At 65.5% G+C, this 24641-nt stretch carries 25 protein-coding genes; 12 read left to right on the forward strand and 13 right to left on the reverse strand.

What is annotated here, in order from left to right:
* Nucleotides 1–195 precede the first annotated feature (195 nt).
* A complete protein-coding gene (locus DTW89_RS13220; protein WP_114656285.1) occupies nucleotides 196–1182 on the forward strand; it encodes a tripartite tricarboxylate transporter substrate-binding protein in 987 nt (328 codons plus the stop codon).
* 190 nt (nucleotides 1183–1372) lie between these two features.
* The gene (locus DTW89_RS13225) at nucleotides 1373–2398 is read left to right on the forward strand and encodes a Bug family tripartite tricarboxylate transporter substrate binding protein (RefSeq protein ID WP_114656286.1); all 1026 of its coding nucleotides are present in this window, start codon (nucleotides 1373–1375) and stop codon (nucleotides 2396–2398) included.
* 25 nt (nucleotides 2399–2423) lie between these two features.
* Here the strand turns inward: DTW89_RS13225 and DTW89_RS13230 are convergent, their stop codons facing one another.
* The 3 genes from DTW89_RS13230 to DTW89_RS13240 form a co-directional block, all read right to left on the reverse strand.
* Nucleotides 2424–2738 carry a DUF1840 domain-containing protein gene (locus DTW89_RS13230; protein ID WP_024813139.1) on the reverse strand — a complete coding sequence of 105 codons (315 nt, stop codon included), beginning with the start codon at nucleotides 2736–2738 and terminating at the stop codon, nucleotides 2424–2426.
* A complete protein-coding gene (locus DTW89_RS13235) occupies nucleotides 2699–4015 on the reverse strand; it encodes a class I SAM-dependent methyltransferase (RefSeq protein WP_114656287.1) in 1317 nt (438 codons plus the stop codon). The genes DTW89_RS13230 and DTW89_RS13235 overlap by 40 nt, the downstream gene beginning before the upstream one ends.
* Nucleotides 4016–4351: 336 nt before the next feature.
* Nucleotides 4352–5317 carry an EamA family transporter gene (locus tag DTW89_RS13240; RefSeq protein WP_114656288.1) on the reverse strand — a complete coding sequence of 322 codons (966 nt, stop codon included), beginning with the start codon at nucleotides 5315–5317 and terminating at the stop codon, nucleotides 4352–4354.
* Between the two features lie 70 nt (nucleotides 5318–5387).
* Between DTW89_RS13240 and DTW89_RS13245 the strand changes: the two genes are divergently transcribed.
* The 4 genes from DTW89_RS13245 (at nucleotide 5388) to DTW89_RS13260 (ending at nucleotide 8492) form a co-directional block, all read left to right on the forward strand.
* Nucleotides 5388–5876, forward strand: coding sequence for an Lrp/AsnC family transcriptional regulator (locus DTW89_RS13245; protein WP_236637137.1), 489 nt, complete (start codon nucleotides 5388–5390; stop codon nucleotides 5874–5876).
* Between the two features lie 52 nt (nucleotides 5877–5928).
* A complete protein-coding gene (locus tag DTW89_RS13250) occupies nucleotides 5929–6654 on the forward strand; it encodes a DUF1045 domain-containing protein (RefSeq protein ID WP_114656289.1) in 726 nt (241 codons plus the stop codon).
* A gap of 137 nt (nucleotides 6655–6791) precedes the next feature.
* Nucleotides 6792–7214 (forward strand): arsenate reductase (glutaredoxin), encoded by a 423-nt coding sequence (arsC, locus tag DTW89_RS13255; RefSeq protein WP_114656290.1) that lies wholly within the window; start codon nucleotides 6792–6794, stop codon nucleotides 7212–7214.
* A gap of 60 nt (nucleotides 7215–7274) precedes the next feature.
* The gene (locus tag DTW89_RS13260; protein ID WP_114656291.1) at nucleotides 7275–8492 is read left to right on the forward strand and encodes an MFS transporter; all 1218 of its coding nucleotides are present in this window, start codon (nucleotides 7275–7277) and stop codon (nucleotides 8490–8492) included.
* 49 nt (nucleotides 8493–8541) lie between these two features.
* Here the strand turns inward: DTW89_RS13260 and DTW89_RS13265 are convergent, their stop codons facing one another.
* Together DTW89_RS13265 and DTW89_RS13270 are read right to left on the reverse strand one after the other, a co-directional pair.
* On the reverse strand, nucleotides 8542–8901 hold the full coding sequence (locus tag DTW89_RS13265; protein WP_114656292.1) for a hypothetical protein: 360 nt from the start codon (nucleotides 8899–8901) through the stop codon (nucleotides 8542–8544).
* Nucleotides 8902–8956: 55 nt separating this feature from the next.
* Nucleotides 8957–9616 (reverse strand): DNA-3-methyladenine glycosylase I, encoded by a 660-nt coding sequence (locus tag DTW89_RS13270; RefSeq protein ID WP_024813147.1) that lies wholly within the window; start codon nucleotides 9614–9616, stop codon nucleotides 8957–8959.
* Nucleotides 9617–9738: 122 nt separating this feature from the next.
* Here DTW89_RS13270 and DTW89_RS13275 point away from each other — a divergent pair, with 122 nt between their 5' ends.
* The 3 genes from DTW89_RS13275 to DTW89_RS13285 are packed head-to-tail and all read left to right on the forward strand — an operon-like array spanning nucleotide 9739 to nucleotide 12002.
* Entirely contained in the window at nucleotides 9739–10887 is a 1149-nt protein-coding gene (locus tag DTW89_RS13275) for an aminopeptidase (protein ID WP_114656293.1), read from the forward strand.
* Nucleotides 10880–11281 (forward strand): polyhydroxyalkanoic acid system family protein, encoded by a 402-nt coding sequence (locus DTW89_RS13280; RefSeq protein WP_024813149.1) that lies wholly within the window; start codon nucleotides 10880–10882, stop codon nucleotides 11279–11281. Before DTW89_RS13275 ends, DTW89_RS13280 begins: the two co-directional genes overlap by 8 nt.
* Nucleotide 11282: 1 nt before the next feature.
* Nucleotides 11283–12002 (forward strand): nitroreductase, encoded by a 720-nt coding sequence (locus DTW89_RS13285; protein ID WP_114656294.1) that lies wholly within the window; start codon nucleotides 11283–11285, stop codon nucleotides 12000–12002.
* A gap of 84 nt (nucleotides 12003–12086) precedes the next feature.
* On the opposite strand, the gene DTW89_RS13290 is transcribed toward DTW89_RS13285, so the two are convergent.
* The 3 genes from DTW89_RS13290 to DTW89_RS13300 form a co-directional block, all read right to left on the reverse strand.
* A complete protein-coding gene (locus DTW89_RS13290; RefSeq protein ID WP_024813151.1) occupies nucleotides 12087–12341 on the reverse strand; it encodes an acyl-CoA-binding protein in 255 nt (84 codons plus the stop codon).
* An 85-nt stretch (nucleotides 12342–12426) separates the two neighbouring features.
* Nucleotides 12427–13527, reverse strand: a complete 1101-nt coding sequence (locus DTW89_RS13295; RefSeq protein WP_114656295.1) for a M14 family metallopeptidase — start codon at nucleotides 13525–13527, stop codon at nucleotides 12427–12429.
* A gap of 115 nt (nucleotides 13528–13642) precedes the next feature.
* The gene (locus DTW89_RS13300; protein WP_111867506.1) at nucleotides 13643–14848 is read right to left on the reverse strand and encodes a M20 aminoacylase family protein; all 1206 of its coding nucleotides are present in this window, start codon (nucleotides 14846–14848) and stop codon (nucleotides 13643–13645) included.
* 77 nt (nucleotides 14849–14925) lie between these two features.
* Between DTW89_RS13300 and argE the strand changes: the two genes are divergently transcribed.
* Complete coding sequence (argE, locus tag DTW89_RS13305) at nucleotides 14926–16083, forward strand: acetylornithine deacetylase (RefSeq protein ID WP_114656296.1); 1158 nt, start codon at nucleotides 14926–14928, stop codon at nucleotides 16081–16083.
* A 25-nt stretch (nucleotides 16084–16108) separates the two neighbouring features.
* On the opposite strand, the gene DTW89_RS13310 is transcribed toward argE, so the two are convergent.
* The gene (locus tag DTW89_RS13310; protein WP_114656297.1) at nucleotides 16109–17257 is read right to left on the reverse strand and encodes an ABC transporter substrate-binding protein; all 1149 of its coding nucleotides are present in this window, start codon (nucleotides 17255–17257) and stop codon (nucleotides 16109–16111) included.
* Nucleotides 17258–17382: 125 nt separating this feature from the next.
* Between DTW89_RS13310 and DTW89_RS13315 the strand changes: the two genes are divergently transcribed.
* Entirely contained in the window at nucleotides 17383–19464 is a 2082-nt protein-coding gene (locus DTW89_RS13315) for a molybdopterin-containing oxidoreductase family protein (RefSeq protein WP_114656298.1), read from the forward strand.
* A 173-nt stretch (nucleotides 19465–19637) separates the two neighbouring features.
* Here DTW89_RS13315 and DTW89_RS13320 read toward each other — a convergent pair whose 3' ends face one another.
* The 4 genes from DTW89_RS13320 to DTW89_RS13335 form a co-directional block, all read right to left on the reverse strand.
* Nucleotides 19638–20318 (reverse strand): type 1 glutamine amidotransferase domain-containing protein, encoded by a 681-nt coding sequence (locus DTW89_RS13320; RefSeq protein WP_114656299.1) that lies wholly within the window; start codon nucleotides 20316–20318, stop codon nucleotides 19638–19640.
* Between the two features lie 44 nt (nucleotides 20319–20362).
* Nucleotides 20363–21523, reverse strand: coding sequence for an iron-containing alcohol dehydrogenase (locus DTW89_RS13325; RefSeq protein WP_114656300.1), 1161 nt, complete (start codon nucleotides 21521–21523; stop codon nucleotides 20363–20365).
* 120 nt (nucleotides 21524–21643) lie between these two features.
* The gene (locus DTW89_RS13330) at nucleotides 21644–22288 is read right to left on the reverse strand and encodes a TetR/AcrR family transcriptional regulator (RefSeq protein WP_114656301.1); all 645 of its coding nucleotides are present in this window, start codon (nucleotides 22286–22288) and stop codon (nucleotides 21644–21646) included.
* A gap of 275 nt (nucleotides 22289–22563) precedes the next feature.
* Complete coding sequence (locus DTW89_RS13335; protein ID WP_114656302.1) at nucleotides 22564–23577, reverse strand: fumarylacetoacetate hydrolase family protein; 1014 nt, start codon at nucleotides 23575–23577, stop codon at nucleotides 22564–22566.
* 103 nt (nucleotides 23578–23680) lie between these two features.
* Between DTW89_RS13335 and DTW89_RS13340 the strand changes: the two genes are divergently transcribed.
* Nucleotides 23681–24463 (forward strand): IclR family transcriptional regulator, encoded by a 783-nt coding sequence (locus DTW89_RS13340; protein WP_024813161.1) that lies wholly within the window; start codon nucleotides 23681–23683, stop codon nucleotides 24461–24463.
* Nucleotides 24464–24641 lie beyond the last annotated feature (178 nt).

The following is a 24641-nucleotide window of genomic DNA, read 5'->3' on the forward strand; positions in this document are numbered from 1 at the left end:
CAGGCTCTCGGTGAAGGTGTCGGCTCCGCGCATGGATGGCTCGTCTGTCTGGTCAGTGGGGGGCTTGATTGTCGCGGCTGGGCGGCTGTCGCGGACTGTCGGTGGGGAGTATTTCAGCAGCCTGCTAAGTGATTTCCTCAATACGCCCCTTGGGAGGGCTCGCTATCATTGCGCGTCCAAGTACAGGAGCCTTTCATGAAAACAATGCCGAAACTGGCACTGATTGCCATCGCTGCGGCCGCCTCGCTGGGTGCCCACGCCCAGGATTACCCCGCCAAGGACAAGACCGTCACTCTGGTGGTGCCCTTCACTGCAGGCGGCCCTACGGACCGCGTAGCGCGTGACCTGGCCGAAGCCTTGCGCAAGCCACTGGGCGCCAACGTCGTCGTGGACAACACGGCAGGTGCCGGCAGCTCGATCGGTGCAGCCCGCGTGGCCCGCGCCACCCCCGATGGCTACACCCTGCTGCTCAACCACATCGGCATGTCCACCATGCCTGCGCTGTATCGCAAGCTGTCGTTCAGCGTGCCCAACGATTTCGAATACCTGGGCATGGTCAACGACGTGCCCATGACCCTGATCGCACGGCCCAACATCCCTGCGAACAACATGAAGGAGCTCACCGGATGGATCGCCCAGAACAAGGGCAAGATCAATCTGGGCAATGCAGGCTTGGGCGCTGCGTCCCACCTGTGCGGCCTGATGTTCCAGAACGCCATGCAGGTCGAAATGACCACGGTTCCCTACAAGGGCACTGCGCCAGCCATCACCGACCTGATCGGTGGCCAGATCGATCTGCTGTGCGATCAGACCACCAACACCACCTCGCAGATTGAAGGCAAGAAGGTCAAGGCCTTTGCCGTGACCACCTCCAAACGCCTGAAGACCCCGGCTCTGAAGGACTTGCCCACGCTGGCAGAGTCGGGCCTGAAGAACTTTGAAGTGACCATCTGGCACGGTTTGTATGCACCCAAGGGCACGCCCTCGGCCATCGTGACCAAGATCAACGATGCCCTCAAGCTTGCCTTGAAAGACCCCGAATTCATCAAGAAGCAGGAGGGTCTGGGTGCCGTGGTGGTAACGGACAAGCGCATCGAGCCCGCAGAGCACAAGAAGTTTGTTCAGGCTGAAATCGACAAGTGGGGCGCCGTCATCAAGGCCGCTGGCACCTACGCCGACTGAGCCCCAGCGGTTTTCCACCGCGCCGCTGTCAGCCGCCTGCCCTCTGGGGCCAGGCGGCTTTTTTCATGGGGAATGCCCGCAACACCACCGCCTGGGGCTGCGTGAGCACAGCAGTGTGCTTGGGGTTATCCACCTGCACCGCCCGGCACAGGACGCGGAGAACCAAGGGGTCTTCACAGAAAGGAACACCATGACCCCACGCATCAACACCTTCCGTCGCCGCAGCGTTGCTACCGTGGCGGCTGTCACGTTGGCCTGCACATTCGCGGTGCTGCCATCCGCGCATGCCCAGGGCGTTTGGCCCACCAAGCCGGTGCGCATCGTCGTGCCCTTTGCGCCCGGTGGCACTACCGACATCCTGGCGCGTGCGCTGGTGCCGGACCTTAGCCGTGCGTTTGGCCAGCAGTTCATCGTGGACAACCGGGCGGGCGCCGGAGGCAACGTGGGCGCAGAGATCGTGGCCCGGGCGCCCGGCGATGGCTACACCCTGCTGATGGGGACCGTGGGAACGCACGGAATCAACCGGGCCCTTTACGCCAAGCTGCCCTACGACCCCATCAAGGACTTTGCCCCGGTGACGCTGGTGGCTGCGGTGCCCAATGTAATGGTGATGAATGCCGACAAGGCCATGGCGTTGGGCGTGAAAAACGTGCAGGACTTCATCCGTGTGGCCAAAGCCAGTCCGGGAAAGATGAACATGGCGTCCAGCGGCAACGGCACGTCCATCCATCTGGCGGGAGAACTGTTCAAGAGCATGACAGGTACCTACATGCTGCACCTGCCGTACCGAGGTTCAGGGCCGGCGCTGATGGACATGGTGGCGGGCAATGCCGATGTAATGTTTGACAACCTGCCATCGTCCATGGCGCAGATCAAGGCAGGCAAGCTGACCGCGCTGGCGGTGACCAGTGGCGAGCGCTCTGCCGCGCTGCCCGACGTGCCCACGGTGGAGCAGGCCGGGGGCCCCGCGCTCAAGGGCTATGAGGCGAGTTCATGGTTTGGCCTGCTGACGCCTGCAGGAACGCCACCCGACATCGTCAACCGCATTCAGCAGGAAGTGGCCAAGGCCCTGGCATCACCGGCCATGAAAGAGCGGCTGCTGGCGCAGGGGGCCATCCCCGGAGGCAATACCCCCGCCGAGTTCACCCGGCATATTGACAATGAGCACCGCAAATGGGCGGGCGTGGTGAAAGCCTCGGGCGCAAAGGTCGATTGAGGACTGCGCAAAACCAGGGGTCGCTTCAGGCGCCCCACACCACGTCGTGCTCTTGCGCCACAGAACGGCGCAGCATTTCAAGAAACGGCGCCGCGCGCTGGTGCAGGCGCACGGTGTCCGGGCGCTCGACGGCCTCATCGTCCGTCGGCTCCTGCGCATCGGTTAACGCCTCATCGGCCGCAACAGCGGCTTGCAGCGCAGCCATGGCCGCCGGAATCTGTGCGGCCGTGATGATGCCGGTGGGACCGGGCGTCTTGCCGATAATCTGAAGAATCTGGCGCCCGTGGGGTTCGAGCATGATCAGATCGGGAGCGGAGCGGGATTTGAATTTGTAGAGCATGACGTGGGTGCCTCGGTGTAGATGTAGTCGCGCGTGAACGGATAAGCCGATTGTGCCCCCGTCAACGTGCCAGAGCCCATGTTGCCATCGGGGTGCACTGCCAGCATCTGGTGCAGTGCCATCCAGCCGCGCTCAAACCCCAGGGCACTGCCCGCCAGATACAGACGGTAGGCGCGCAATGCCTTGTCTGCCCGCTCCGGCCCCGTCTGCGCCAGCAGCACCTGGCGTGCAGGTTCCAGCGCGGCTTCCAGCGCGTCCGACCAGGCCCACAGCGTGCGGGCGTAATGGGGGCGCAGATTTTCGGTGTCCACCATCTCCAGCCCGGCCTGCGCCATGTCGTGCAACACGGCACTGGCGTGCAGTAACTCGCCACCCGGAAAGATGTATTGCTCGATGAAATCGCCCATGCCGGCGCCCAGTTGCGCGTTGTCCACACCACCGGCGGTGATGCCGTGGTTGAGCAGCAGCCCGCCGGGGTGCAAGAGGTTTCGCACGGTGGCGAAGTAGGCGCTCATCTTCGCCCGCCCCACATGCTCGAACATGCCCACGGATGCCACCTTGTCGAAAGGCTTTTCGGCCTGGAGTTCCCGGTAGTCGCACAGCTGCACGCGCACCCGCCCCGCGAGCCCGCGTGCCGCTATGAGTTGCTGCACATGCGCATGCTGGTTGCGCGATACCGTGATGCCCGTCGCATCCACACCATAGTGCTCCGCAGCCCACAGCAGCAGGGCACCCCAGCCGGCGCCTATATCCAGAAAACGCTCACCCGGCTGAAGACGCAGCTTGCGGCAGATCAGATCCAGCTTGGCCTCCTGCGCGCGCGCCAGCGTCATGGTGGGGTCGCGAAAATAGGCACACGAATACACCCTGCGCGGGTCCAGCCAAAGCGCATAAAAATCATCCGACAGGTCGTAGTGAAACTGCACCTGGCGCGCATCCTGCGGCACGGAGTGCACCGCCATCGATCGCGCACGCGCCAGCACCTGGCGCCACCAGTGATGGCGCGAGTCCTGCACCGGGTTGCGCGCCAGCAGCCCGGCGGCAGCGGCCATCAGTGCGCGCATGCTGCCTTCCAACGCCACCTTGCCCTCGACAATCGCCGCACCGACCTTGCCAATTTCCCCCGAGGCCAGGGCCACCAGCGCCATGCGGTCCCGAAACCGCAAAGTTACGGCCGCGTCACGCGCACCCAGCTGCTGCCCCGCAGGCAGCTGAACCGCCATGCGGACCGGCAGCGTCTGAAGACGCCCTTCGAGTATGTGCAGCAAGTGCTTCATGATTGTGCATTCTTGAATGTTGCACACCGGCACGTCAACACTGCATCAGCCCGGGAAGGAAGCGCGCGACTTACCAGCGTTGCCTTGCCGATGGCCAGCAGCCGGCCTATCGCTGCCCTCCAGTTAGCGGGGTGGGTCTGAAACCATTTTTTTGCGCAGCAAAGCTTCGATTTACTTACCTTTGGTTTCTGCATCCATGTGTACCTAAGAGGCAGCCCACACAACCGCAAGGCCCGGTGCATCCTGGCAACACTGCGGTGCATTGAAAGTACCGATTGTTCGCCACCAGCACGCCAACTTTGCTGGGCCCAGCGCACCGCGCCCACCCGGCCAGCTTCAGACAGAGGGCCGCTGCGCTTCACGGGCCAGGCTTGGGTCCACACGCCGCCGTTTCAGCCACCAGGCCCACATCGTCGGGCCATAGAGGATGAATGCCAGCGCAGCCCCCACCAGCGGTAACGCGGCGAACACCCAGCCCGTCAATCGCTCTCCCCCCATGCCCACGCCAACCACCAGGGCCACGGCCGGATTCACAAACGAATAACTGCCAGCCAAAGCAGCCGAGGTGTTTTGCAACAGCCACAGGTAGGCATTGAGCGCAACCAGGGTTCCAAAGACCAGCAGATACACCCAGGCCGCCCACGAGACGGCGCTCACCTGCGCCAGTGCACCCAGGGGCTCCACCCACAAGGCCACGCCCAAACCCATGGCACCTCCCGTAAGCCATTGCGCCGCCGAGGCCATGGCGGGCGGCGGCAACAACAACTTGCGCGAGGCGTAGGAGCCGACGCTCCAGCACAGCGGCGCACCAAATGCCAGCAGCGCACCGAGCCAGGTGGCCGAAAAATCGCTCTCCAGCGCCAGCAGCAGTGCCCCGGCCACGCCCAGTGCCAGCCCGATCCAGCTGGTGGCCGGTACCCGCTCGCCGCCCCAGCGCGACCACAGCGCCAGCCACATGGGCATGGTGGTGACCACGGTGGCCATCAGGCCCGAACCGATGCCCAGCTTTTGCGCTAAGCCAATCAGGTTCATGGCCAGAAACACCATCAGCCCGCCAACCAGGGCCGAGTTGCGCCACTGCTGCACCGTCGGCAGCGCATGCCCCTGCATGAGCGCGATCAGCAGCATCACGCCACCTGCGCACAGAAAACGGATCGCGTTCATCAGCAGGGGCGGCATCGTTTGCAGTGCGATGCCGATGGCGAAGTACGTGGTGCCCCACACCACATAGACCAGCAGCAAGGCCACCGCAACGGCCCAGGTGCGCTGCACACGGGCTTGCGCATTGAAAATTGCCGGCATATTCTTCCCCTTACCGAATAATTTATGGAAACCACGAGGTTTTCGGAATTTTTACCAAAATTTAGCCGACATGCAAGCAAATATTCAGACAGATGACATGGACGCCAGAATAATTTCGGCGCTTGGCGCGGATGGCCGACGTTCCTATGCCGACGTGGGGACTGAAGTGGGGTTGTCCACCGCTGCCGTGCATGAGCGCGTGAAGAAGCTGCTCGACAAAGGGGTAATCCGTCGCTTCTCGATCAGCGTGGCCCCGGAGCGGGTGGGGCTGAACTTCACGGCTTTCGTGGCCATCCGCAACGACGGCGGCATCCACTGCCGTGACGTGGCACCGCGTCTGCGTGCCATGCCGCAGGTGCAAGAGCTGCACAGCGTGGCGGGCGAATACGACTTTTTGGCCAAAGTGCGTACCACCCATGCGCGCGCGCTGGAGGATGTGCTGTACGAGATCAAGGCCATTGCGGGCGTGGCACGCACCACCAGCACCGTGGTGCTCAACACCGAGTTTGAAGACCGCCCGCTGGATCTGGGCTGGGTGAACGGAGACAAAGGCGGCTGAGCAATGCGACCACTGCCCGCGCCCCGTTTGCACCCCGCACCACAATCCCGCCATGCACCACGGCACGCCCTCCGCCGCCCACCGCTACGCGGTGTCTTACGCACCCAACCCTGGCAGCCTGGGCTGGCTGGCCGGAAGCCACTGGCTGGGCCGCTGCGCCGCACTGCTGCAGCCCCTGCAGCAACCAGAGATTGAGGGCGTGAGCCCGCAAGACCTGCTGGAGCTGACCGCTGCGCCACGCATCCATGGCTGGCATGCCGCACTCATGGCTCCGTTTGCGCTGGCTGTCGGCACCGACTGGGTCACGCTGCACCACGAAGTTCAAACGGTGGCACACAGCCTGGAACCGGTGGTTTTGCCACCCCTGCATGTGGAGCGCATCGACGACTTTCTGGCGCTCGTACCGCTCGCCTCCCCCGCTGCCAATGCGCTCATCCACAAGGCTGCCGCACGGTGCATGACCCAGCTGCAACCGCTGGCAGCGCCGCCGTCCGACGCCGGTTTGGCCCATCAGCAGTCCGCAGACCTGACGCACCGGCAGGCCCAATTGCTGCAGCACCCAAGCCACCCGCTCAAGCTGGACGAGTACCGGTTTTACCTGCCCATCACCGGCCCCCTGCAACAGGTGGACGCCCAGACACAGGCCCTGGTGTTCGACGCCGCACAGGAGTTCTTCTCCGACCTGCCCCCGCTGCGTTTCAACAGCCTGGCGTTGTTCGCCCAGCCGGCACCGGGCACGGATTTCGTGCTGCTGGACCACCTGGAGATGGCGCGCTAACAGTCGCCCCTGCAAGCCGCCTGATCATGGCTACCATCTTGCCGTCGCTGCACAGGCCCGCGCCCCGCGCGGCGGATCCATTCACGCCCCGACCTGCCAGCGCCTGAAGCTGCACTCCCCCCACCACCGACCCAGCCATGCCCCGCATCACCATCTATCACAACCCCCAATGCGGTACGTCCCGCAACACCCTGGCCATGATCCGCAACAGCGGCGCCGAGCCCGAGGTCATCGAATATCTGAAGACCCCACCCGACCGCGCCACGCTGCTAGCACTGATTGCGGCCACCGGCCAGCCAGTGATCAACGCAGTGCGGACCAAGGAAGCGCTGTTCACAGAACTGCACCTGGGCGCCCCTGGCGTGACCGACACGCAGCTCATTGATGCCATGCTGGCCCACCCCGTCCTCATCAACCGTCCTATCGTCGTCACGCCGCTGGGCACGCGGCTGTGTCGCCCGTCCGAGCAGGTGCTGGACATCCTGCCCACACCGCAGAAGGGAGCCTTCACCAAGGAGGACGGTGAAGTGGTCATCGATGCCAAAGGCCGACGCGCCTGACGCACCGCCCGCAGCACACCCTCGCGCCCCCCGTCTGCACACCGTGCCGCACAACCTGCCATGAGGCCATCGTCCCAACGCTGGACCGTGGCACGCCTGGGCTGCGCGCAAACGCTGGCCTGGGCCTCGACCTACTACCTGCCCGCCATGCTGGCGGTACCCATGGCGCGCGACCTGGGCGTGGCAACGTCCATGGTGTTTGCCGCGTTCTCGCTGGCGCTCATCGTGTCGGCCTTGCTGGGGCCGCTGGCGGGCCGGGCGATTGACCGGCACGGCGGCCGCCCGGTGCTGGTCGGCACCAATCTGTTGTTTGCCGCCAGCCTGGCGGGCATGGGCATGGCTCAGGGCCCCGTGGGGTTGTTCGCGGCCTGGGCGCTGATGGGCGTGGCCATGGGCTCGGGCCTGTACGAAGCGGCCTTTGCCACGCTGGTGCGTCTGTACGGCCAGGGCGCACGCGGGGCCATCACCGGCATCACCCTGATTGCGGGTTTCGCGAGCACCGTGGGCTGGCCGCTGTCGGCCTGGATGGAATTGCAATGGGGCTGGCGTGGCGCATGTTTTGGCTGGGCGGCCTTGCACCTGCTGGTGGGCTTGCCACTCAATGGCGGATTGCCCGGCATCGAGAACGCGGCAACCGGGCAGAACGCACCGGCACCGGCACCGGCACCGGCGCCCGCCTCGGAGAAAGCCACGCAGGCATTGCCGACGCCTGCGGCCTCCGACGCGCCCCACGCGCTGCGCACTGCGGTGTTGCTGTCGTTTGTCTTTGCCGTGACCTGGTTCACCAGCACGGCCATTGCCGCCCACCTGCCGCGCCTGCTGCAGGCCAGCGGCACATCACTGCAGGCGGCGGTGGCCATCGCAGCGCTGGTGGGCCCCGCCCAGGTGGTGGCACGCCTGCTGGAGTTTGGCCTGCTGAGTCGCCTGCACCCGCTGCTGTCGGCCCAGCTGGCCGCCGCCGCCCACCCGGTGGGCGCGGCCATCCTGATGGTGGTGGGCGCCCCGGCAGCGGCGGTGTTCACCGTACTGCACGGCGCGGGCAATGGCATCCTGACCATCGCCAAGGGCACGCTGCCGTTGGCGTTTTTCGGCCCGGCGGGCTACGGCGAACGCCAGGGCCTGATGATGGCACCCGCCCGCGTGGCACAGGCCTTTGCGCCGCTGCTGTTTGGACTGCTGATCGATGGCGTGGGCGCTGCGGCCTTGTGGGTTACCTCCCTGCTGGGTGTGGCGGCGCTGGCGGCGTTGTGGATGCTGCGGCCGGTAGTGCGGCAATAGTCGCTGGCACCCCGGGCCTGTCGCACCCTGATCCGCCCGTCTGCCAAGGTCAGCCCAGGAACGCCATTACTGCCGAAACAAGCGCAGCCGCCCAGCCCACACGGCGCGCAGTTTGTGCGGTCTTTCTCTCTGTCGGAAACAGCTCGCACCGGCGCCACATCCACACATTGCCCAAACCCGCCACCAGCAAGCCAGCCACCACAATCCCAACGGACGCAAACGCCGCGCCCAGCACCAGGCCACCGATCGGCGTCATCCAGGTGAACACGCCAATGGCGTTGGCCGTGCTGGCCAGCACATGCGACAGCCCGCCGCAGTCGCCGCATTGCGCAGGGCCCTCTCGCGTGGACCAGCGAAGCGCTGCGTTGCTGACGCCGGGCTGCTGGCAATGGGGGCAAACGTGCTTCATGCGGGCAGGGCCGGTCGGCGGCGCACCGTGACAGGTCGGCAATACAGCCCGGTCTTCACGGCACCACAAACTTTGCCCGCGCCTTCAAGGCCAGGGTGCGCGCATGGCAACCTTCCAGATGGTCGTTCACCAGCCCCATGGCCTGCATGAAGGCATACACCGTGGTGGGCCCCACAAAACTCCAGCCGCGCTTTTTCAGGTCTTTGGCCAGGGCAATGGACGCGGGCGACGTGGACAGGGTGCGCGCCACCTCGCGCGTGATGCGACCGGGCCGGTCGGCGGCCGCAGGCTCATGGCGCCACACGTAGTGCGCCAGCGAACCAAACTCGCGGCGCAGCTCCAGCACGCGCCGCGCATTGTTGATGGTGGACTCGATCTTGCCCCGGTGACGCACGATGGCTGCGTCCTGCACCAGGCGCTCCACGTCGCGCGCGCCCAAGGCCGCGACCTGCTCCGCATCGAAGTGGGCAAACGCCGCACGAAAGCCCTCGCGCTTGTTCAGGATGGTGAGCCAGCTCAGGCCCGACTGAAAGCCCTCCAGACACAGCTTCTCGAACAGACGTCGGTCGTCTGCCACGGGGAAACCCCATTCATGGTCGTGGTAGTGGCGATAGCCGGGGGTGGCCTGGCACCAGCTGCAGCGCGGGCAACCGGCGTCATCCACACACAGGCCCGTGGGCACATCGGCGGTCGGCTCGGGAACAACGTGGGTCATGGTGCATTCTAGGGATGACCTGCACGCGCACAACCCCGTATCCGTTTCGCAGAAACTGGTGGGCAAGCCCTGCCCGGGCCTTGTGTCTACACTGCAGACTCCCCCTTTTTTGCCCTGCCGCCATGCCCCCTTCGTTTCTGCCACGCCTTGCCCTGCTCTGCCTCATGGTGCTGGCACTGCCGGGATGCGCCAGCCAGGGCAGCACGCTCGGGTACTACTGGCAATCCGTGCGTGGGCACCTGCAGATCATGCAGGCGGCCGATCCCATCGACCAGTGGATCACCCGCACCGACACCACCCCCGCACTGCGCGAGCGCCTGCATCTGGCCCAGCGCGCCCGCGCCTTTGCCGTGGCCGAGCTGGGCCTGCCCGACAACGCCAGCTACCGCCGCTATGCAGACCTCAAGCGCCCCGCCGCCGTGTGGAACGTAGTGGCCGCGCCGCCCTACGCGCTCACGCTGCACACCTGGTGCTTTCCGGTCACGGGCTGCATTGGCTATCGCGGTTACTTCGCCGAAGCCGATGCCCGGGCCGAGGCCGCACAACTGGCACAGCAAGGCCTGGAAGTCGAGGTGTATGGCGTGCCCGCCTACTCCACCCTGGGTTACATGAACTGGGCGGGCGGCGACCCGCTGCTCAGCACGTTCATCGCCTGGCCCGAGGGCGAGTTTGTGCGCCTGCTGTTCCACGAGCTGGCGCACCAGGTGGTCTATGCACCGGGCGACACACTGTTCAACGAATCGTTTGCCACGGCGGTAGAGCGGTTGGGCAGCGCGCAGTGGCTGGCGACCCAATCCACACCACAGGCCCGCCAGGCTTTTGCCGAAAGCAGCGCGCGGCGCAATGCCTTCCGCGCCCTGACGCGCGCCACCCGGGAGAAGCTGGCTGCGATTTATAAGCAAAAACAGGCTCCAGCCCATGACAGTAAAGCGCTAACAGCTATGAAAACAGAAGCAATGCAATCCTTTCGAAGCGACTACGCCGCGCTGCGGGCCGGCTGGCTGGAGGCCCCCAGCGATCGCCCCACCGCCATGAATGCCGCGCAGCTGGCGGGTTATGACCGCTGGGTGGCCCATGCCAACAACGCCAGCTTTGCCGCACAGGCCGCCTACGACGAACTGGTGCCCGCGTTCGAAGCCCTTTTCGCGCGTGAGGGCCACCAGTGGCCCCGGTTTTATGATGCTGTCAGACAACTGGCAAAACAGCCCGAAACGCAACGCCACCAGAGCCTGCGCGCACTATCACCCCCCAAGGAGCCACCCGGTGCCTGACATCCACATCCACCGCGAACACCACCTGGGCTTCCAAGAAGCCCGCAAGGTCGGCGTGTCCTGGGCCGAAAAGGCCGAAAAAAAGTTCGACATGGACTGCAGCTATGAAGAAGGCGATACGCAGGACACCCTGTATTTCAGCCGTGCCGGCGTGAAAGGCACCCTGCTGGTGGATGCCCACCAGTTTGAAATGAAGGCCGCGCTGGGCTTTTTGTTTGGCGCCTTCAAGGACCGCATCGAAGCAGAAATCGGTGAGCAGCTCGATGCACTGCTCAACGCCCCCCACCCCGCTGCGCACATGGCACCGGCAACCCAAAAGAAACCGGCCAAGGCCGTCAAAGACAGCACCACGGCCCGCCGCGCGCCCGCCAAGGCTGCGGCCCGCAAAGCCTGAAATGACAGCACCGCACACACCACCGTCCGCCACCACACCGGCCGGGACAACGCCCGCCTACGAAACGCTGTCCGCCCTGCTGCACACCCGCTACAGCTGCCGCGCTTTCCTGCCGCAGGCGCTGGACCGCGCCACCATCGACCGCATCCTTGCCGCCGCGCAGCGCACGGCCTCATGGTGCAATGCGCAGCCCTGGCAGCTCACCATTGCCAGCGGTGCCACGCTGGCGCGCCTGCGCAGCGCCCTGCAGGCCCATGTGGCCGCCGAACCACCGGCGCCCGACCTGCCCTGGCCGCGGGAATACCGGGGCGTGTACCAGGAGCGGCGCCGCGAATGCGGCTGGGGCCTTTACGAAGCCCTGGGCATTCCCAAGGGCGACCGCGAGGCCTCGGCCCGGCAGGCCGCCCAAAACTTCACCATGTTCGGTGCGCCGCATGTGGCCATCGTCACCAGCGACGAGGCCCTGGGCGTGTATGGCGCGGTGGACTGCGGCGCCTACGTTGCCAACTTTTTGCTGGCCGCCCACAGCCTGGGCGTGGCCACCATTGCGCAGGCCGCGCTGGCCGCCTACCCCAGTGTTCTGCGCGAGGTGCTGGGCATTGCGCAGGACCGCAGCATCGTGTGCGGCATCTCGTTCGGCCTGGCCGACACGGCGCATCCGGCCAACGGGTTTCGCACGCAGCGCGCAGCACCGGGCGACAGCGTGACCTGGCGCGACTGACGCACTTTGGGACGCACTGTGCGCCGCATCGGCCCATGAAAAAAGCGGCATGAAGCCGCTTTTTTCATGGACGTGACCCGCGCTTCAGCTGAGCGACTCAATCAGGTCGATGTACTGCTGCTTGGCGGCATCCAGACCGGTGCCCTTGAGCTTTTCCCATGCGTCCCACTTGGCGCGACCCACCACATCGGAGAAGCTGGGCTTCTTTTCGGTGTTGTCGCCCGCCGTGGCCTGCTTGTACAGCGCATAGATCTTCAGCAGCGTGACGTTATCGGGACGCTCGCTGAGGTTTTTGGAATTGGCCACAGCGGCTTCGAAAGTGGCGTTCAGGTCGGCCATGTCGTTGGTCCTTGATGGAAAGGTTGGGTAGAGAACGGTGTCGGCAAAAATTTGCTGCGCTGTATCTTAGAACGTATTCACGCTCTCAGGGCCGGTTCAGTCCCTGCACCGCCTGGAACATCGATTGCCGCGCCTGGCTGATGATCTGGCCCTTCCAGGCGTCGGTGTCGGTGTAGAACGCTGCCAGCATCTGTGCCTTGATCTGCGCGGCCTGTGCAGCGGGGGCCTGTGGGTGGAGATAAAGCCAGTGCTCGGCACGCAGGGCCTGCAGCACGTCCTGCAATGGCTGCGTGCCGTATTCCATGGCAATGCCGGTGAACTCGGCCTGGGGGCATTCGTCCAGGATGGCGCTCCACATCAGCCCGGTAAGAAAAGCCGAGGTGGACGAACCGTCGTAGATGGAAGTGACGGGCGTGGCGCCATCGCCTGCCCACCAGTGGCGCGCGCGCTGCACGGCGGCGGCATCGTCAGGCCCGCAGTAGATGCGCTCGCCCAGGCCGCTGGGCCCCAGGCCCGTGTGCAGATCAATCCAGCCCACGCGCGATGCCCGGCGGCCATGCTGGCGCAGCACGGCGCGCAGCGTCTGGTTGCTCCAGGTCGGCGCCGTGCCACCAAAGTAAAGGCCCTGGGCAAACTCATGCTGCCCGCGCGTGATGGCGGCCTGCCAGGCCGCTGCGCCATGCGTGGCGATGTAGGCCTGCACCGCCTGCACGTTGTCCGCCTGCGGTGGCCACGCATGGGGCAGCAGCAGCGGTGCCACTTCGCGGTAAGCGGCGTTGACGGGAAGTGGCTGGCTGAAGTCGTGGAAATTGCGGTTCAGGTCCACGTTCTCGTGCGTGGTGCGGCGCAGGTGCGAAAACCCATAGGGGTTGAGCGCATGGATGTACAGCACGGCCACGCCTTGGGCGTGCGCCAGGTCGCGCCACTCCTGGTCGTGCAGCGCAAACACCTGCACGCCACTGCCGCAAAACCCCTCCACCCCATGGCAGCCGCTGCTCACGATGAGCAGCTTGTCGGCGTCGGGTGGGCCATCGCGCACCACGTCCATGGCCAGGTCTTCGCCATCGCGCCCCAGCAAAGGATGGCGGTGCGATTCGATCGGCAGGCTGGCCGTGGCGGCGGCCTCCAGGAACTGCGTGCGTGCACGCGCGTAGGTGGGAGCAAACGCCTGGACGATACCGATCATGGTGTTTCCTGAACAGATGGCAAAAGGAGCGTGCGCGGTGGTGCCGCCTGAGAACTCGCGCCCGATTCGTGAAGATGCCCAGCGTCCCGGCTGCCTTGCACCGGCCAGTCGCCGGTCAATCGCGGGCCTGCGCCAGCCATTCTTCGGCCAGCCGCACCCAATAGGTGGCGCCCAGCGGAATCAGGTCGTCATTGAAGTCGTAGCTCGGGTTGTGCAGCGTGCAGGGGCCGCCGCCGTGGCCCAGGTCGCGGTGCCCGCCGTCGCCGTTGGCAATAAAGCAGTAGGCGCCGGGCCGGGCCTGCAACATGAAGGCGAAGTCTTCGGCGCCCATGGTGGGCTCTTGCACCAGCACGTTGGCCTCGCCCACGATGCTGGCCATCACCTTGCGCGCAAAGTCGGCCTCGGCAGCCGAATTCACGGTGGGCGGGTAGTTGCGCACAAACTCGAAATCGCAAGTGGCTTCATGCGCGGCGCAGGTGTGTTCGGCCACCTGTTTCATGCGCGCCTCGATCATGTCCAGCACCTCCAGCGTGAAGGTGCGCACGGTGCCCTGCAACTCGCAACTGTCGGGCACCACGTTGGTGGCTTCGCCCGTGTGGATCATGGTGACCGAGATCACGCCCGCATCCACCGGCTTCTTGTTGCGGCTGATGATGGTCTGAAAGGCCTGCACCATCTGGCAGGCAATGGGCACCGGGTCGATGCCGGTGTGCGGCATGGCGGCGTGGCCACCCTTGCCGTGGATGGTGATCTTGAACTCGTTGCTGGAAGCCATCACCGGTCCCGGGCTCACGGCAAACTGGCCCATCTTCATGCCCGGCCAGTTGTGCATGCCAAACACGGCCTGCATGGGGAACTGCTCCAACAGGCCGTCCTCGATCATCACGCGCGCGCCGCCACCGCCCTCTTCCGCTGGCTGAAAGATCAAGTACACGGTGCCATCGAAATTGCGGTGTTTCGCAAAGTGCTGCGCCGCCGCCAGCAGCATGGCCGTGTGCCCATCGTGGCCGCAGGCGTGCATCTTGCCGTGGTGCTGGCTCGCATGGGCAAAGGTGTTGAACTCCTGCATGGGCAGCGCGTCCATGTCGGCGCGCAGGCCGATGGCACGGCCGCTGGCGCCGCCGTCCCGCCCCTTGACGATGCCGACCACGCCGGTCTTGCCCAGCCCCCGGTGGATGGGAATCCCCCACTCGGTGAGCTTTTGTGCCACCACATCGGCGGTGCGCACTTCTTCAAAACACAGCTCGGGGTGGGCGTGAATGTCCCGGCGCACTGCGGCAATACCGGCGGCCTGGGTGACGATGGAATCAATAACGTTCATGATGTGCATCCTTACGAATTCACAGTCTAGCCCGGCTTGCAGATGGCCGCCCACCCGTACGTTGACGCCCCCACGCCATGATTTCACCCCACGCCCTGGAACTTGCGCAAACCCTGGTGCGCATGAACACCGTCAGCCACCGCTCCAACCTGGAGCTGATTCATTTCATCCGCGACCATCTGGCGCAACTGGGCGTGAAAAGCCGCCTGACCTGGAACGCCGATAAAACCAAGGCCAACCTGTTTGCCACGCTGGGCGAGGGCAAGCCCGCCGGGGTCATCCTGTCGGGCCACACCGACACGGTGCCCTGGGACGGACAGGACTGGAGCATGGACCCGCTGGGCGCCGTGGTGCAGGACGGCAGGCTTTTTGGCCGTGGCAGCGCTGACATGAAGGCCTTCATTGGCATCGCCCTCTCGCAGGCCGAGCAGTTTTTGAACAGCGACGCCCCCTTTGCCGTGCACTTTGCCTTCACCTACGAAGAAGAGATCGGCTGCTTTGGTGTGAAGGAACTGATTGCCGACCTGCGCGACGCAGGCATCCGGCCTCTGGCCTGCATCGTGGGAGAACCCACCAGCATGGTGCCCGCCATCGCGCACAAGGGGGTGTACCGCTACAAGTGCTGCGTGCGCGGCAAAGAGGCCCACTCGTCGCTCACGCCGCACTCGGTCAACGCCATCGAAATGGCGGCCCGCGTGGTGGGCAGGGTGCGCGACATGGCCGAGGGGTTCGAGCGCAACGAGCCGCGCTTTACGGGCTTTGACGTGCCGTTCTCCACGGCCAGCGTGGGCCAGTTTCACGGCGGCATCGCCGACAACGTGGTGCCGCGCGATGCCGAGTTTCGCTACGAGTTTCGCAACCTGCCCACCGCCAACGCCGCCCAGATGCAGGCCGAGGTGGTGGCCTACGCCCAGGCGCTGGAGCCGGCCATGAAGACGGTGGCGCCCGCGGCAGGTTTCAGCTTCGAGACCATCTGCGAAATCCCCAGTTTTCTGGGCAGCAAGGACGATGCCGTAACGCGCCTGGCGCAAGAGCTCACCGGTGAGAAAGGCACCACGCTGGTGGCCTTTGGCACCGAGGCCGGCCTTTTCAAGAACGCCGGCATTCCCACCGTGGTGTGCGGCCCCGGCAGCATTCAGCAGGCGCACCAGCCCGATGAATTTGTGAGCCTGGAACAGTTGGCGCGCTGCGAGGCGTTCATGCAGGGACTGGCGCGCACGCGCGCCTTGGGCTGAAAGAACACCCGCCGCGCTGGCGGAGTCAGGTTCTGACGCGGCCGTCGCCTGTGAGCATGGACATTTCCACAAAACTCGATGCCGTGTGGTCCGAGCTGCTGAAAGACACCGGGAACCCGGAAATCACCTGCGACCCCAGGGATTCCATGCCTGCGATGAAGCTGTCGTGGCTGAGCTTGCCACCGGCCAGCGCCGGACGCAGGCCTTCGGTGAAAACGCGGGCTGCCAGGTACCCTTCCAGGCTGGAATAGTTGGCCTGCACCTTGTCGCCGCCCTTCTTGATGGCCTCCAGAAACTCGCGCGTGATCTGGCGCGAGGGCTGGTAGGGCGAAGGAACGACCTGCGACACCACTACACCCGCACCGTCCTTGCCCAGTTCATCGGCCAGCGCCTGCGTGCCCACAAACGACACGTTGTAGAACGTGCCACCAAAGCCCGCCTTGCGCGCTGCGCGCACAAACGCAGCACTGGCCCCATAGGACGAAATCTGCACCACGGCGTCGGGCATGGCGGGCACCAGCTTGTCCACGGCGGCCTTCACGTCGGTGGAATTGCGCTCCACCGTGGCTGTGGCCACCGGGGCGAGCTTGAGATCAGCCAAGGCTTTCGTCACGCCGTCGAGCCCCGCCTTGCCGTAGGCATCGTTCTGGTAGAACACCGCAATCTTCTTGAGCCCCAGGTTGGTGAGCTGGCGCACGATGAGCGCGGTTTCGTCGTAGTACGAAGCGCGCACATGAAAAATCAGGCGGTTGAAGGGCTGGCGCAGCGCCTCAGCCCCGGTGAAGGGGCCAAAAAACGGCACTTTGGCCTGGGTGAAAATCGGCAGCGCCGCGAGGCTGGTAGGGGTGCCGATGTAGCCAAACAGCGCAAACACGTCGTCGGCAATCAGCTTTCTGGTGTTTTCGGCGCAGCGGTCGGGCTCGTAGCCGTCGTCCATGGTGCGGATTTCCACCGTGCGCCGGCCCACGCCGCCCTGGGCATTGAGTCGGTCAAAAAAGAGCTTGGCGCCCAGGTTGAACTGGATGCCCAACTGGGCCGAAGGGCCGGTGAAGGGCGCCGACTGCCCCAGCACGATACGGCCTTCGCCTTGCGCCTGTGCCAGATTGAAGCCGCCCAGCGCTGCCGCGCCCAAGCCTACTGAAAATTGTCTGCGCCCTATTGCCTTTTGGTTCATGGTGAAATCTCTGCTCTTGTGAATCGAGTGCGCCCCCCCGGTGCTGCCGGTAGGCAGCCTTCCTGGACAGGGCACAAGGTATGCACTTTATTACCTATCCTGCAGTTTACCGACCGACCCACCGAATGCCCTCGCCATCTGCCGCCAATTCCCTGCCGTCTGCCCCCTTGCAGGTGCGTGGAGCCTGCCCGCACGACTGCCCCGACACCTGCGCCCTGCTCACCACGGTGGAAAACGGCGTGGCCACCCGCGTGCAGGGCAACCCCGACCACCCGCACACCGATGGCGTGCTGTGCACCAAGGTCTCCCGCTACACCGAGCGCAGCTACCACCCCCAGCGCATCCTCACGCCCCTCAAGCGGACGGGCCCCAAGGGCAGCGGCCAGTTTGCACCCGTCAGCTGGAACGAAGCCCTGGCCGAGATCACGCAGCGTCTCGGCACCATCGCAGCGCGCAACCCAGAGGCCATCCTTCCCTACAGCTACGCGGGCACCATGGGCATGGTGCAGGGCGAAGGCATGGACCGGCGCTTTTTTCACCGCCTGGGCGCATCGCAACTCGACCGCACCATCTGCGCGTCGGCCGGTGCCGAAGCCCTGGTGCAAACGCTGGGCGGCAAGGTGGGCATGAAGGTGGAGTTTTTTGCGCAGGCAAAGCTCATCCTGATCTGGGGCAGCAATTCGATTGGCAGCAACCTGCATTTCTGGCGCTATGCCCAGCAGGCCAAACGCAACGGCGCACGGCTGGTATGCATCGACCCGCGCAAGACCGAAACCGCCGACAAGTGCCACGAGCACATTGCCCTGCGCCCCGGCACCGATGCCGCGCTGGCCCTGGCACTGATGCACGAGCTGATCAAAAACGACTGGCTGGACCACGACTACATCACCCGCCACACACTGGGCTGGGAGCAGCTGCGCGAGCGCGCCCTGCAGTGGCCGCCCGAGCGCGCGGCCGAGGTCTGCGGAGTGCCCGCCGAGCAGATCCGCCAGCTTGCCAAAGACTATGGCACCACCCAGCCCGCCGCCATCCGCCTGAACTACGGCATGCAGCGCGTGCGCGGCGGCGGCAACGCCGTGCGCGCCGTGGCCTGCCTGCCAGCGCTCACCGGCGCCTGGCGCCACCGCGCGGGCGGCATGTTGCTGTCCAGCTCAGGCCAGTTTCCGGCGCAGCGCGCAGCGTTGCAGCGGCCCGACCTGATGCCTGCGCGCACGCCACGCACGCTCAACATGGTGCAAATTGGTGACGACCTGCTGCGCGAGGCCTCGCCCGCTTTCGGGCCCCGCGTCGAGGCCCTGGTGGTTTACAACAGCAACCCGGTGGCCGTGGCGCCCGATTCCGGCAAGGTGGTGCAGGGCTTTGCCCGCGAGGATTTGTTCACCGTGGTGCTGGAGCACTTTCACACCGACACGGCCGACTACGCCGACTACATCCTGCCCGCCACCACGCAGCTCGAACACTGGGACGTGCACCTGGCCTATGGCCACACCGATGTGTTGCTCAACCGCCCCGCCATCGCACCCCTGGGCCAGGCCCGCAGCAATGCGCAGATCTTCCGTGACTTGGCCGCGCGCATGGGTTTCACCGAGCCCTGCTTTGCCGACAGCGACGAAGCGCTGTGCCGACAGGCCTTTGGCGATGCGGTGGACTTTGCCCTGCTCGAAACCCAGGGCTTTGCCACGCTGGCGCTGCCCGACGCGCCGTTTGCCGAAGGCGGTTTTGCCACGCCCAGCGGAAAGTGCGAATTTTTCAGCGCCCGCCTGGCCGCGCAGGGCCGGGACGGCCTGCCCGACCACCTGCCCAACCACGAGCTGCAGGGCAGCTCGGCACACTACCCGCTGGCCATGATTTCACCGCCAGCGCGCAATTTTTTGAACTCCACCTTTGTGAACGTGCAAAGCCTGCGCGACATCGAAGGCCGCCCCGTGCTGGAGATCCACCCCGACGACGCACTGGCGCGCGGCATTGGTGACGGCGCCGTGGTGCGCGTGTTCAACGACCGCGGCAGCTACCGCTGCCACGCTGCGGTGTCGCTGCGCGCGCGGCCCGGCGTGGTCAATGGCCTGGGCATCTGGTGGCGCAAGCTGGGGCTCGACGGGACGAACGTGAACCAGCTCACCAGCCAGGCGCTGACCGACATGGGCCGGGCGCCCACGTTTTATGACTGCCTGGTGGAGGTGCAGGCCTGTGCCCCGCACGCGGCTTGATCCCTCGGGTGCTTTGCACACCCGGACCATTCACCTATCGCATCAAAAACCATAGCTGCTAGCGCTTATCAGATAAGCGCTAGCAGCCTTTTTTACTTAAAAATCAGCGCCCAGCGCCCAGCGCCAGACACCCTGCTGGCGCTCCTGCCTGCAGGCACCCGGCGCTTCGCGCGTCAGCCCAGCTTTTTCAGCAACGCATGCGCCGCGGGCTCCGACGACGCGGGGTTCTGCCCCGTGACCAGCAAGCCGTCGGTGATTGCATAAGGCTGCCAGTCACCCAGCTTGGCGTAGTGCCCGCCGTTGGCCTTGAGCATGTCTTCCACCAGAAACGGCACCACCTGGGTCAACCCCACGGCGGCTTCCTCGGTGTTGGTGAAGCCGGTCACGTTTTTGCCCTTGACCACCGGCTGGCCGTCCTTGCCCTTGGGGTGGCGCAGCACGGCGGGTGCGTGGCACACGGCGGCCACGGGCTTGCCGGCGTTCAGCGTGGCCTCGATCAGCGCGATGGAGTGCGCGTCTTCGGCCAGGTCCCACAGCGGGCCGTGGCCACCGGGGTAGAACACCGCGTCGTAGTCGGCGGCCTGCACGTCGGCCAGGCGCTGGGTGCTGGCCAGCTGCTTTTGGGCGGCAGCATCGGCCTTGAAGCGGCGCGTGGCGTCGGTCTGCGCGCCGGGGTCGTCACTCTTGGGGTCCAGCGGCGGCTGGCCGCCCTGGGGCGATGCCAGCGTCACTTCGGCACCTGCGTCCTTGAACACGTAGTACGGGGCGGCAAACTCTTCCAGCCAGAAGCCGGTTTTGGCGCCGGTGTTGCCCAGCTGGTCGTGGGAGGTGAGAACCATCAATATCTTTGGCATGTGATGTCCTTGGGTAAACGGTGGGAATCCGGCGGCCTGCCTGCTTACAATGCGGCTTCGAGAATGCGGCGGCTGACGGCGGGCGTCACCTCGCGTTGCTCGCCCAGTTGCACCATGCCGTGCGCTTCGAGCTGCGCCACCACGGTGTCGATGGCCTCGGCGCCCAGGCCGTAGCCCGACAGGCGTGTGGCGATGCCCATGCTTTCAAAGAAGGCGCGCGTGCGCTCGATGGCAGCGGTGATGCGTTCATCGTCAGTGCCGGTGGTGATGCCCCACACGCGCTCGCCGTATTGCAGCAGCTTTTCACGCTTGGGCAGGCGGCGTTCGTTGAGCAATGCGGGCAGCACGATGGCCAGGGTGCGCGCGTGGTCGATGTTGTGCAGCGCGGTCAGTTCGTGGCCGATCATGTGCGTGGCCCAGTCTTGCGGCACACCCGCACCAATCAGGCCGTTGAGCGCCATGGTGGCGGCCCACATCAGGTTGGCGCGGTCGTCGTACACGGGCTCGGGTGCCGTCAGCAGGCGCGGACCGATCTCGATCAGTGTCTGCAAAATGCCTTCGGCAAAGCGGTCTTGCACAGGTGCGTTGACCGGGTAGGTCAGGTACTGCTCTACGGTGTGCACAAACGCATCCACCACGCCGTTGGCCAGCTGCTGGGGTGGCAGCGTGTAGGTTTTGGTGGGGTCGAGCACCGAGAACAGCGGGTAGGTGTGCACGCTGCTGAAGGCCAGCTTGGCGCCCTTGCCGCGGTGCGTGATGACGCTGCCGTTGTTCATTTCGGAGCCCGTGGCGGGCAGCGTGAGGACGGCGCCAAACGGCACGGCCTGCGTGATGTTGCGCCCGCGCTTTTCGAGGATGGCCCAGGCGTCGCCTTCAAAGTGCACGGCAGCGGCGATGAATTTGACCGCGTCGATCACCGAGCCACCGCCCACGGCGAGCAGAAAATCAAAGCCGCCGCTGCGCACCTGATCCACGGCTTTCATCGAGGTTTCGAAGCTCGGGTTGGGTTCGATGCCGCTGAAGGTGGCGTGCTGGCGCTCGCCCAGTGCGGCGCGCACTTCGGCCAGCGTGCCGGTCTTTTCGGCGCTGGCGCCACCGACCAGGATCAGCACCTTGGCGGCAGCGGGCACCAGCTTGGCGAGGTCGGCCACACGGCCCTTGCCGAAAACGATGTGGGTGGGGTTGTGAAAGTCAAAATTCAGCATGGCAGTCCTTCGGGGGTTGAGTGGGAGACGGGGATCGCAGGGTTGCCGCAAAGGGAGCCGGCGCGCGAGGAAACGTCAGTGGGGTGAAAACAAGGTGTGCCAGAACGCATGGGCCGTCTTTCAGGCGGGTGCCATGTCCAGCAGCTGCTCGGTGCTTTTCAGGGCATGTTCGAACGCCGTGCCATCGCGGCGCAGTTTGGCCAGCAGGCTGGCGCCCAGCCACAGCTCGTACAAGGTCAGGGCCAGGGCCGCCGTGTCGGCACGGGCCGGCACCGCGCCCTCGTTCTGGCATTGCTGCAGGCACAGGGCGATGCGCTGAACGATGTCGTCGGTGCCCCGGCGCAGCGCCAGGCGCATGGGCTCGGACATGTCGGCCACCTCGGCGCTGAGCTTGACAATGAGGCACCGGGCGCCTGCGGCTTCGGTGGCACAGCCATCAACGGCTGCGTCAGCGGGGGCGGTGCCGCACTGCGACACGTTCCAGTAAGACCAGTAGCGCATCAGCCGCGCCCGCGCCGGGGTGCCGGCATCGTCGGGCTGCAGCAGCGCATCGAGTTGCGCCAGGTAGCGCTCCAGGTACTGCGCCAGCAGCGCTTCGCCAAAGCGCTCCTTGCTGCCGAAGTAGTGATAGAACGAACCTTTGGGCACGCCCGCCGCCGCCAGGATTTCGGCCAGGCCCACACCCACAAAGCCTTTGGCGGCAATCAGCCGCTCGCCGCAGCGCAGGATGTGGTGTTTGACAAGGGGTTGCTGTTCGGTGGTCACGGGTGCATTGTGACCGCTATTAGACCGGTCGTCTAGTTACCCCCGAGACACGCCCTTGCCATCCATGTGGCCTTTTCACCGGCGCGCTCTGGCGTCGCGTGCGCCTCAGGTAGCCATGTGATTTCCGGGCACCCGCCAGGCGGCAGCCAGCGCAGGTGACAGGGTGCCAGACTGCACCGGGGTACTGTGGTATTTGCTATTATTATAATAGCTTATAGCGCTTTACCCATAAGCGCTACAGGCACTTTTCATTCACATTTTCTCGCCAACCCTGCTCACGCGCCTGCAGGCGGCGCAATGGCCTGGTCGATCGCGCCGAAGATGCTGGCGCCGTCCGGGCCCTTGGTTTCGATGCGAATGGTGTCGCCGAACTTCATGAACTCGGTGCTGGGCTGGCCGTCCTGGATGGTTTCGATGCAGCGCTTTTCGGCGATGCAGCTGTAGCCCTTGGGCCACTCGGTGCGACCGCTCTGCTCCACGCCCTTGTTGCTGACGGTGCCGCTGCCGATGATGGAGCCGGCGCGCACGTTGCGTGTCTTGGCCACATGGGCAATCAGCTGGCCGAAGTGGAAGGTCATCTCCGGGCCGGCGTCGCACATGCCCACCTTGCGGCCGTTCCAGGTGGATTGCACCACCAGGTTCAACCGGCCATGGTCCCAGGCGTCGCCCAGCTCGTCGAGCGTCACGGCCACGGGGCTGAACGCGGTGGCGGGTTTGCTCTGCAAGAAGCCAAAACCCTTGGCCAGCTCGGCGGGAATGAGGTTGCGCAGGCTCACGTCATTGGCCAGCATGACGAGGCGGATGCCGTCGAGCGCCTGCTCGGGGCTGGCGCCCATCTTCACGTCACCGGTGACCACGGCAATCTCGGCCTCGAAGTCAATGCCCATGGCCTCGCTGGGCACCACCACATCGTCGCAGGGGCCGATGAAGTCGTCGCTGCCGCCCTGGTACATCAGCGGATCGGTGTAAAAACTTGCGGGCACTTCGGAGTTTCGCGCTTTTCGTACCAGTTCGACGTGGTTGATGTACGCAGAGCCATCGGCCCATTGGTAGGCGCGCGGCAGCGGGGCCATGCATTGCTTGGGATCGAACGGGAAGCCATGGCGCGCGCGGCCGCTGTTCAGCTGGTCGTACAGGTCCTGCAACTGGGGCGAAAGGAAGTTCCAGTCATCCAGCACCTGCTGGAGCTTGCTGGCTATGCCGGTCGCATAATGGGCCGTGCCCAGGTCGCGCGAGACGACAAGCAGCTGGCCGTCGCGCGAGCCGTCTTTGTAGGTGGCGAGTTTCATGGGGACAGAACCTTTGTCTTGGTGAAAATGGCGCTCGCGCCCAGCAAAAATTACGCTGGGTGAAATTGATTTAACTAAACAAAACTTGCAAATTTTAGTGCACATGGACAAAGAACGTGCAGGCATCCAGTCCGTGGAGGTGGGGTTTTTGCTGCTGGAAGGGCTGACGCGCTCGCGCGGGCCGCTCATGCTGAAAGACCTGGCGGCCTCGGCCGGCATGAGCGCGGCCAAGGCCCACCGCTATCTGGTGAGCTTTCAGCGCCTGGGGCTGGTGGTGCAGGACAGCCGCACCGCACACTACGACCTGGGCCCGGCGGCGCTCAAGCTGGGCCTGGCCTCGCTGTCGCGCCTGGATGCGGTGCGCCTGGCGCGCGAACGCATGCCTGCACTCATGCAGACCATTGGCCACACCCTCGCCCTGGCGGTGTGGGGCAACCGGGGGCCGACCATCGTGCACTGGGAAGAGTCGTCCCAGGCCGTTACCGCCAACCTGCGCCTGGGCGATGTGATGCCACTGCTGTCTTCGGCCACGGGCCGCTGCTTTGCCGCCCACATGCCGCGCGAGGCCGTGGCCCCCATGCTGCAGGACGAGCTGGCCCACGCCGCCAAGCTACGCCGCACCGATCTGCCCACCACCGCGGCGGCGGTCGATACCCTGCTGACCGAGGTGCGCACGCACGGATCGGCCCGCGTGGTGGACACGCTGCTGCCCGGCATCGTTGCGTTCTGTGCGCCGGTGTTCGACGCCGACGGCCACCTGGTGCTGGGCATCACCACGTTGGGCTCGGTGGCCACGTTCGATCCCAACTGGGGCGGCGCCATCGACACCCCCTTGCGCGTCGCCGCTGCCCAGCTCTCGCAAGACCTGGGCGCGGGCTGCGCCTGACACCCGCCGGAGCCCCTGTGATGCCACGCCGACCGCTGCTTGTATTGACCCTTCTGGTGCTGGCGCTGCACTGGCTGGTGCTGCAAGGAATGCCCCTGGACTGGGACGGCACCCCGTCCGCAGCCCCGGCGGCACCGGTTTTCAGCACCCGCAACATTGCCCCACCGCCGCCCCGCCC

It is taken from the genome of Acidovorax sp. BoFeN1, from assembly GCF_003345135.1.
Taxonomy (GTDB): Bacteria; Pseudomonadota; Gammaproteobacteria; order Burkholderiales; family Burkholderiaceae_C; genus Acidovorax; species Acidovorax defluvii.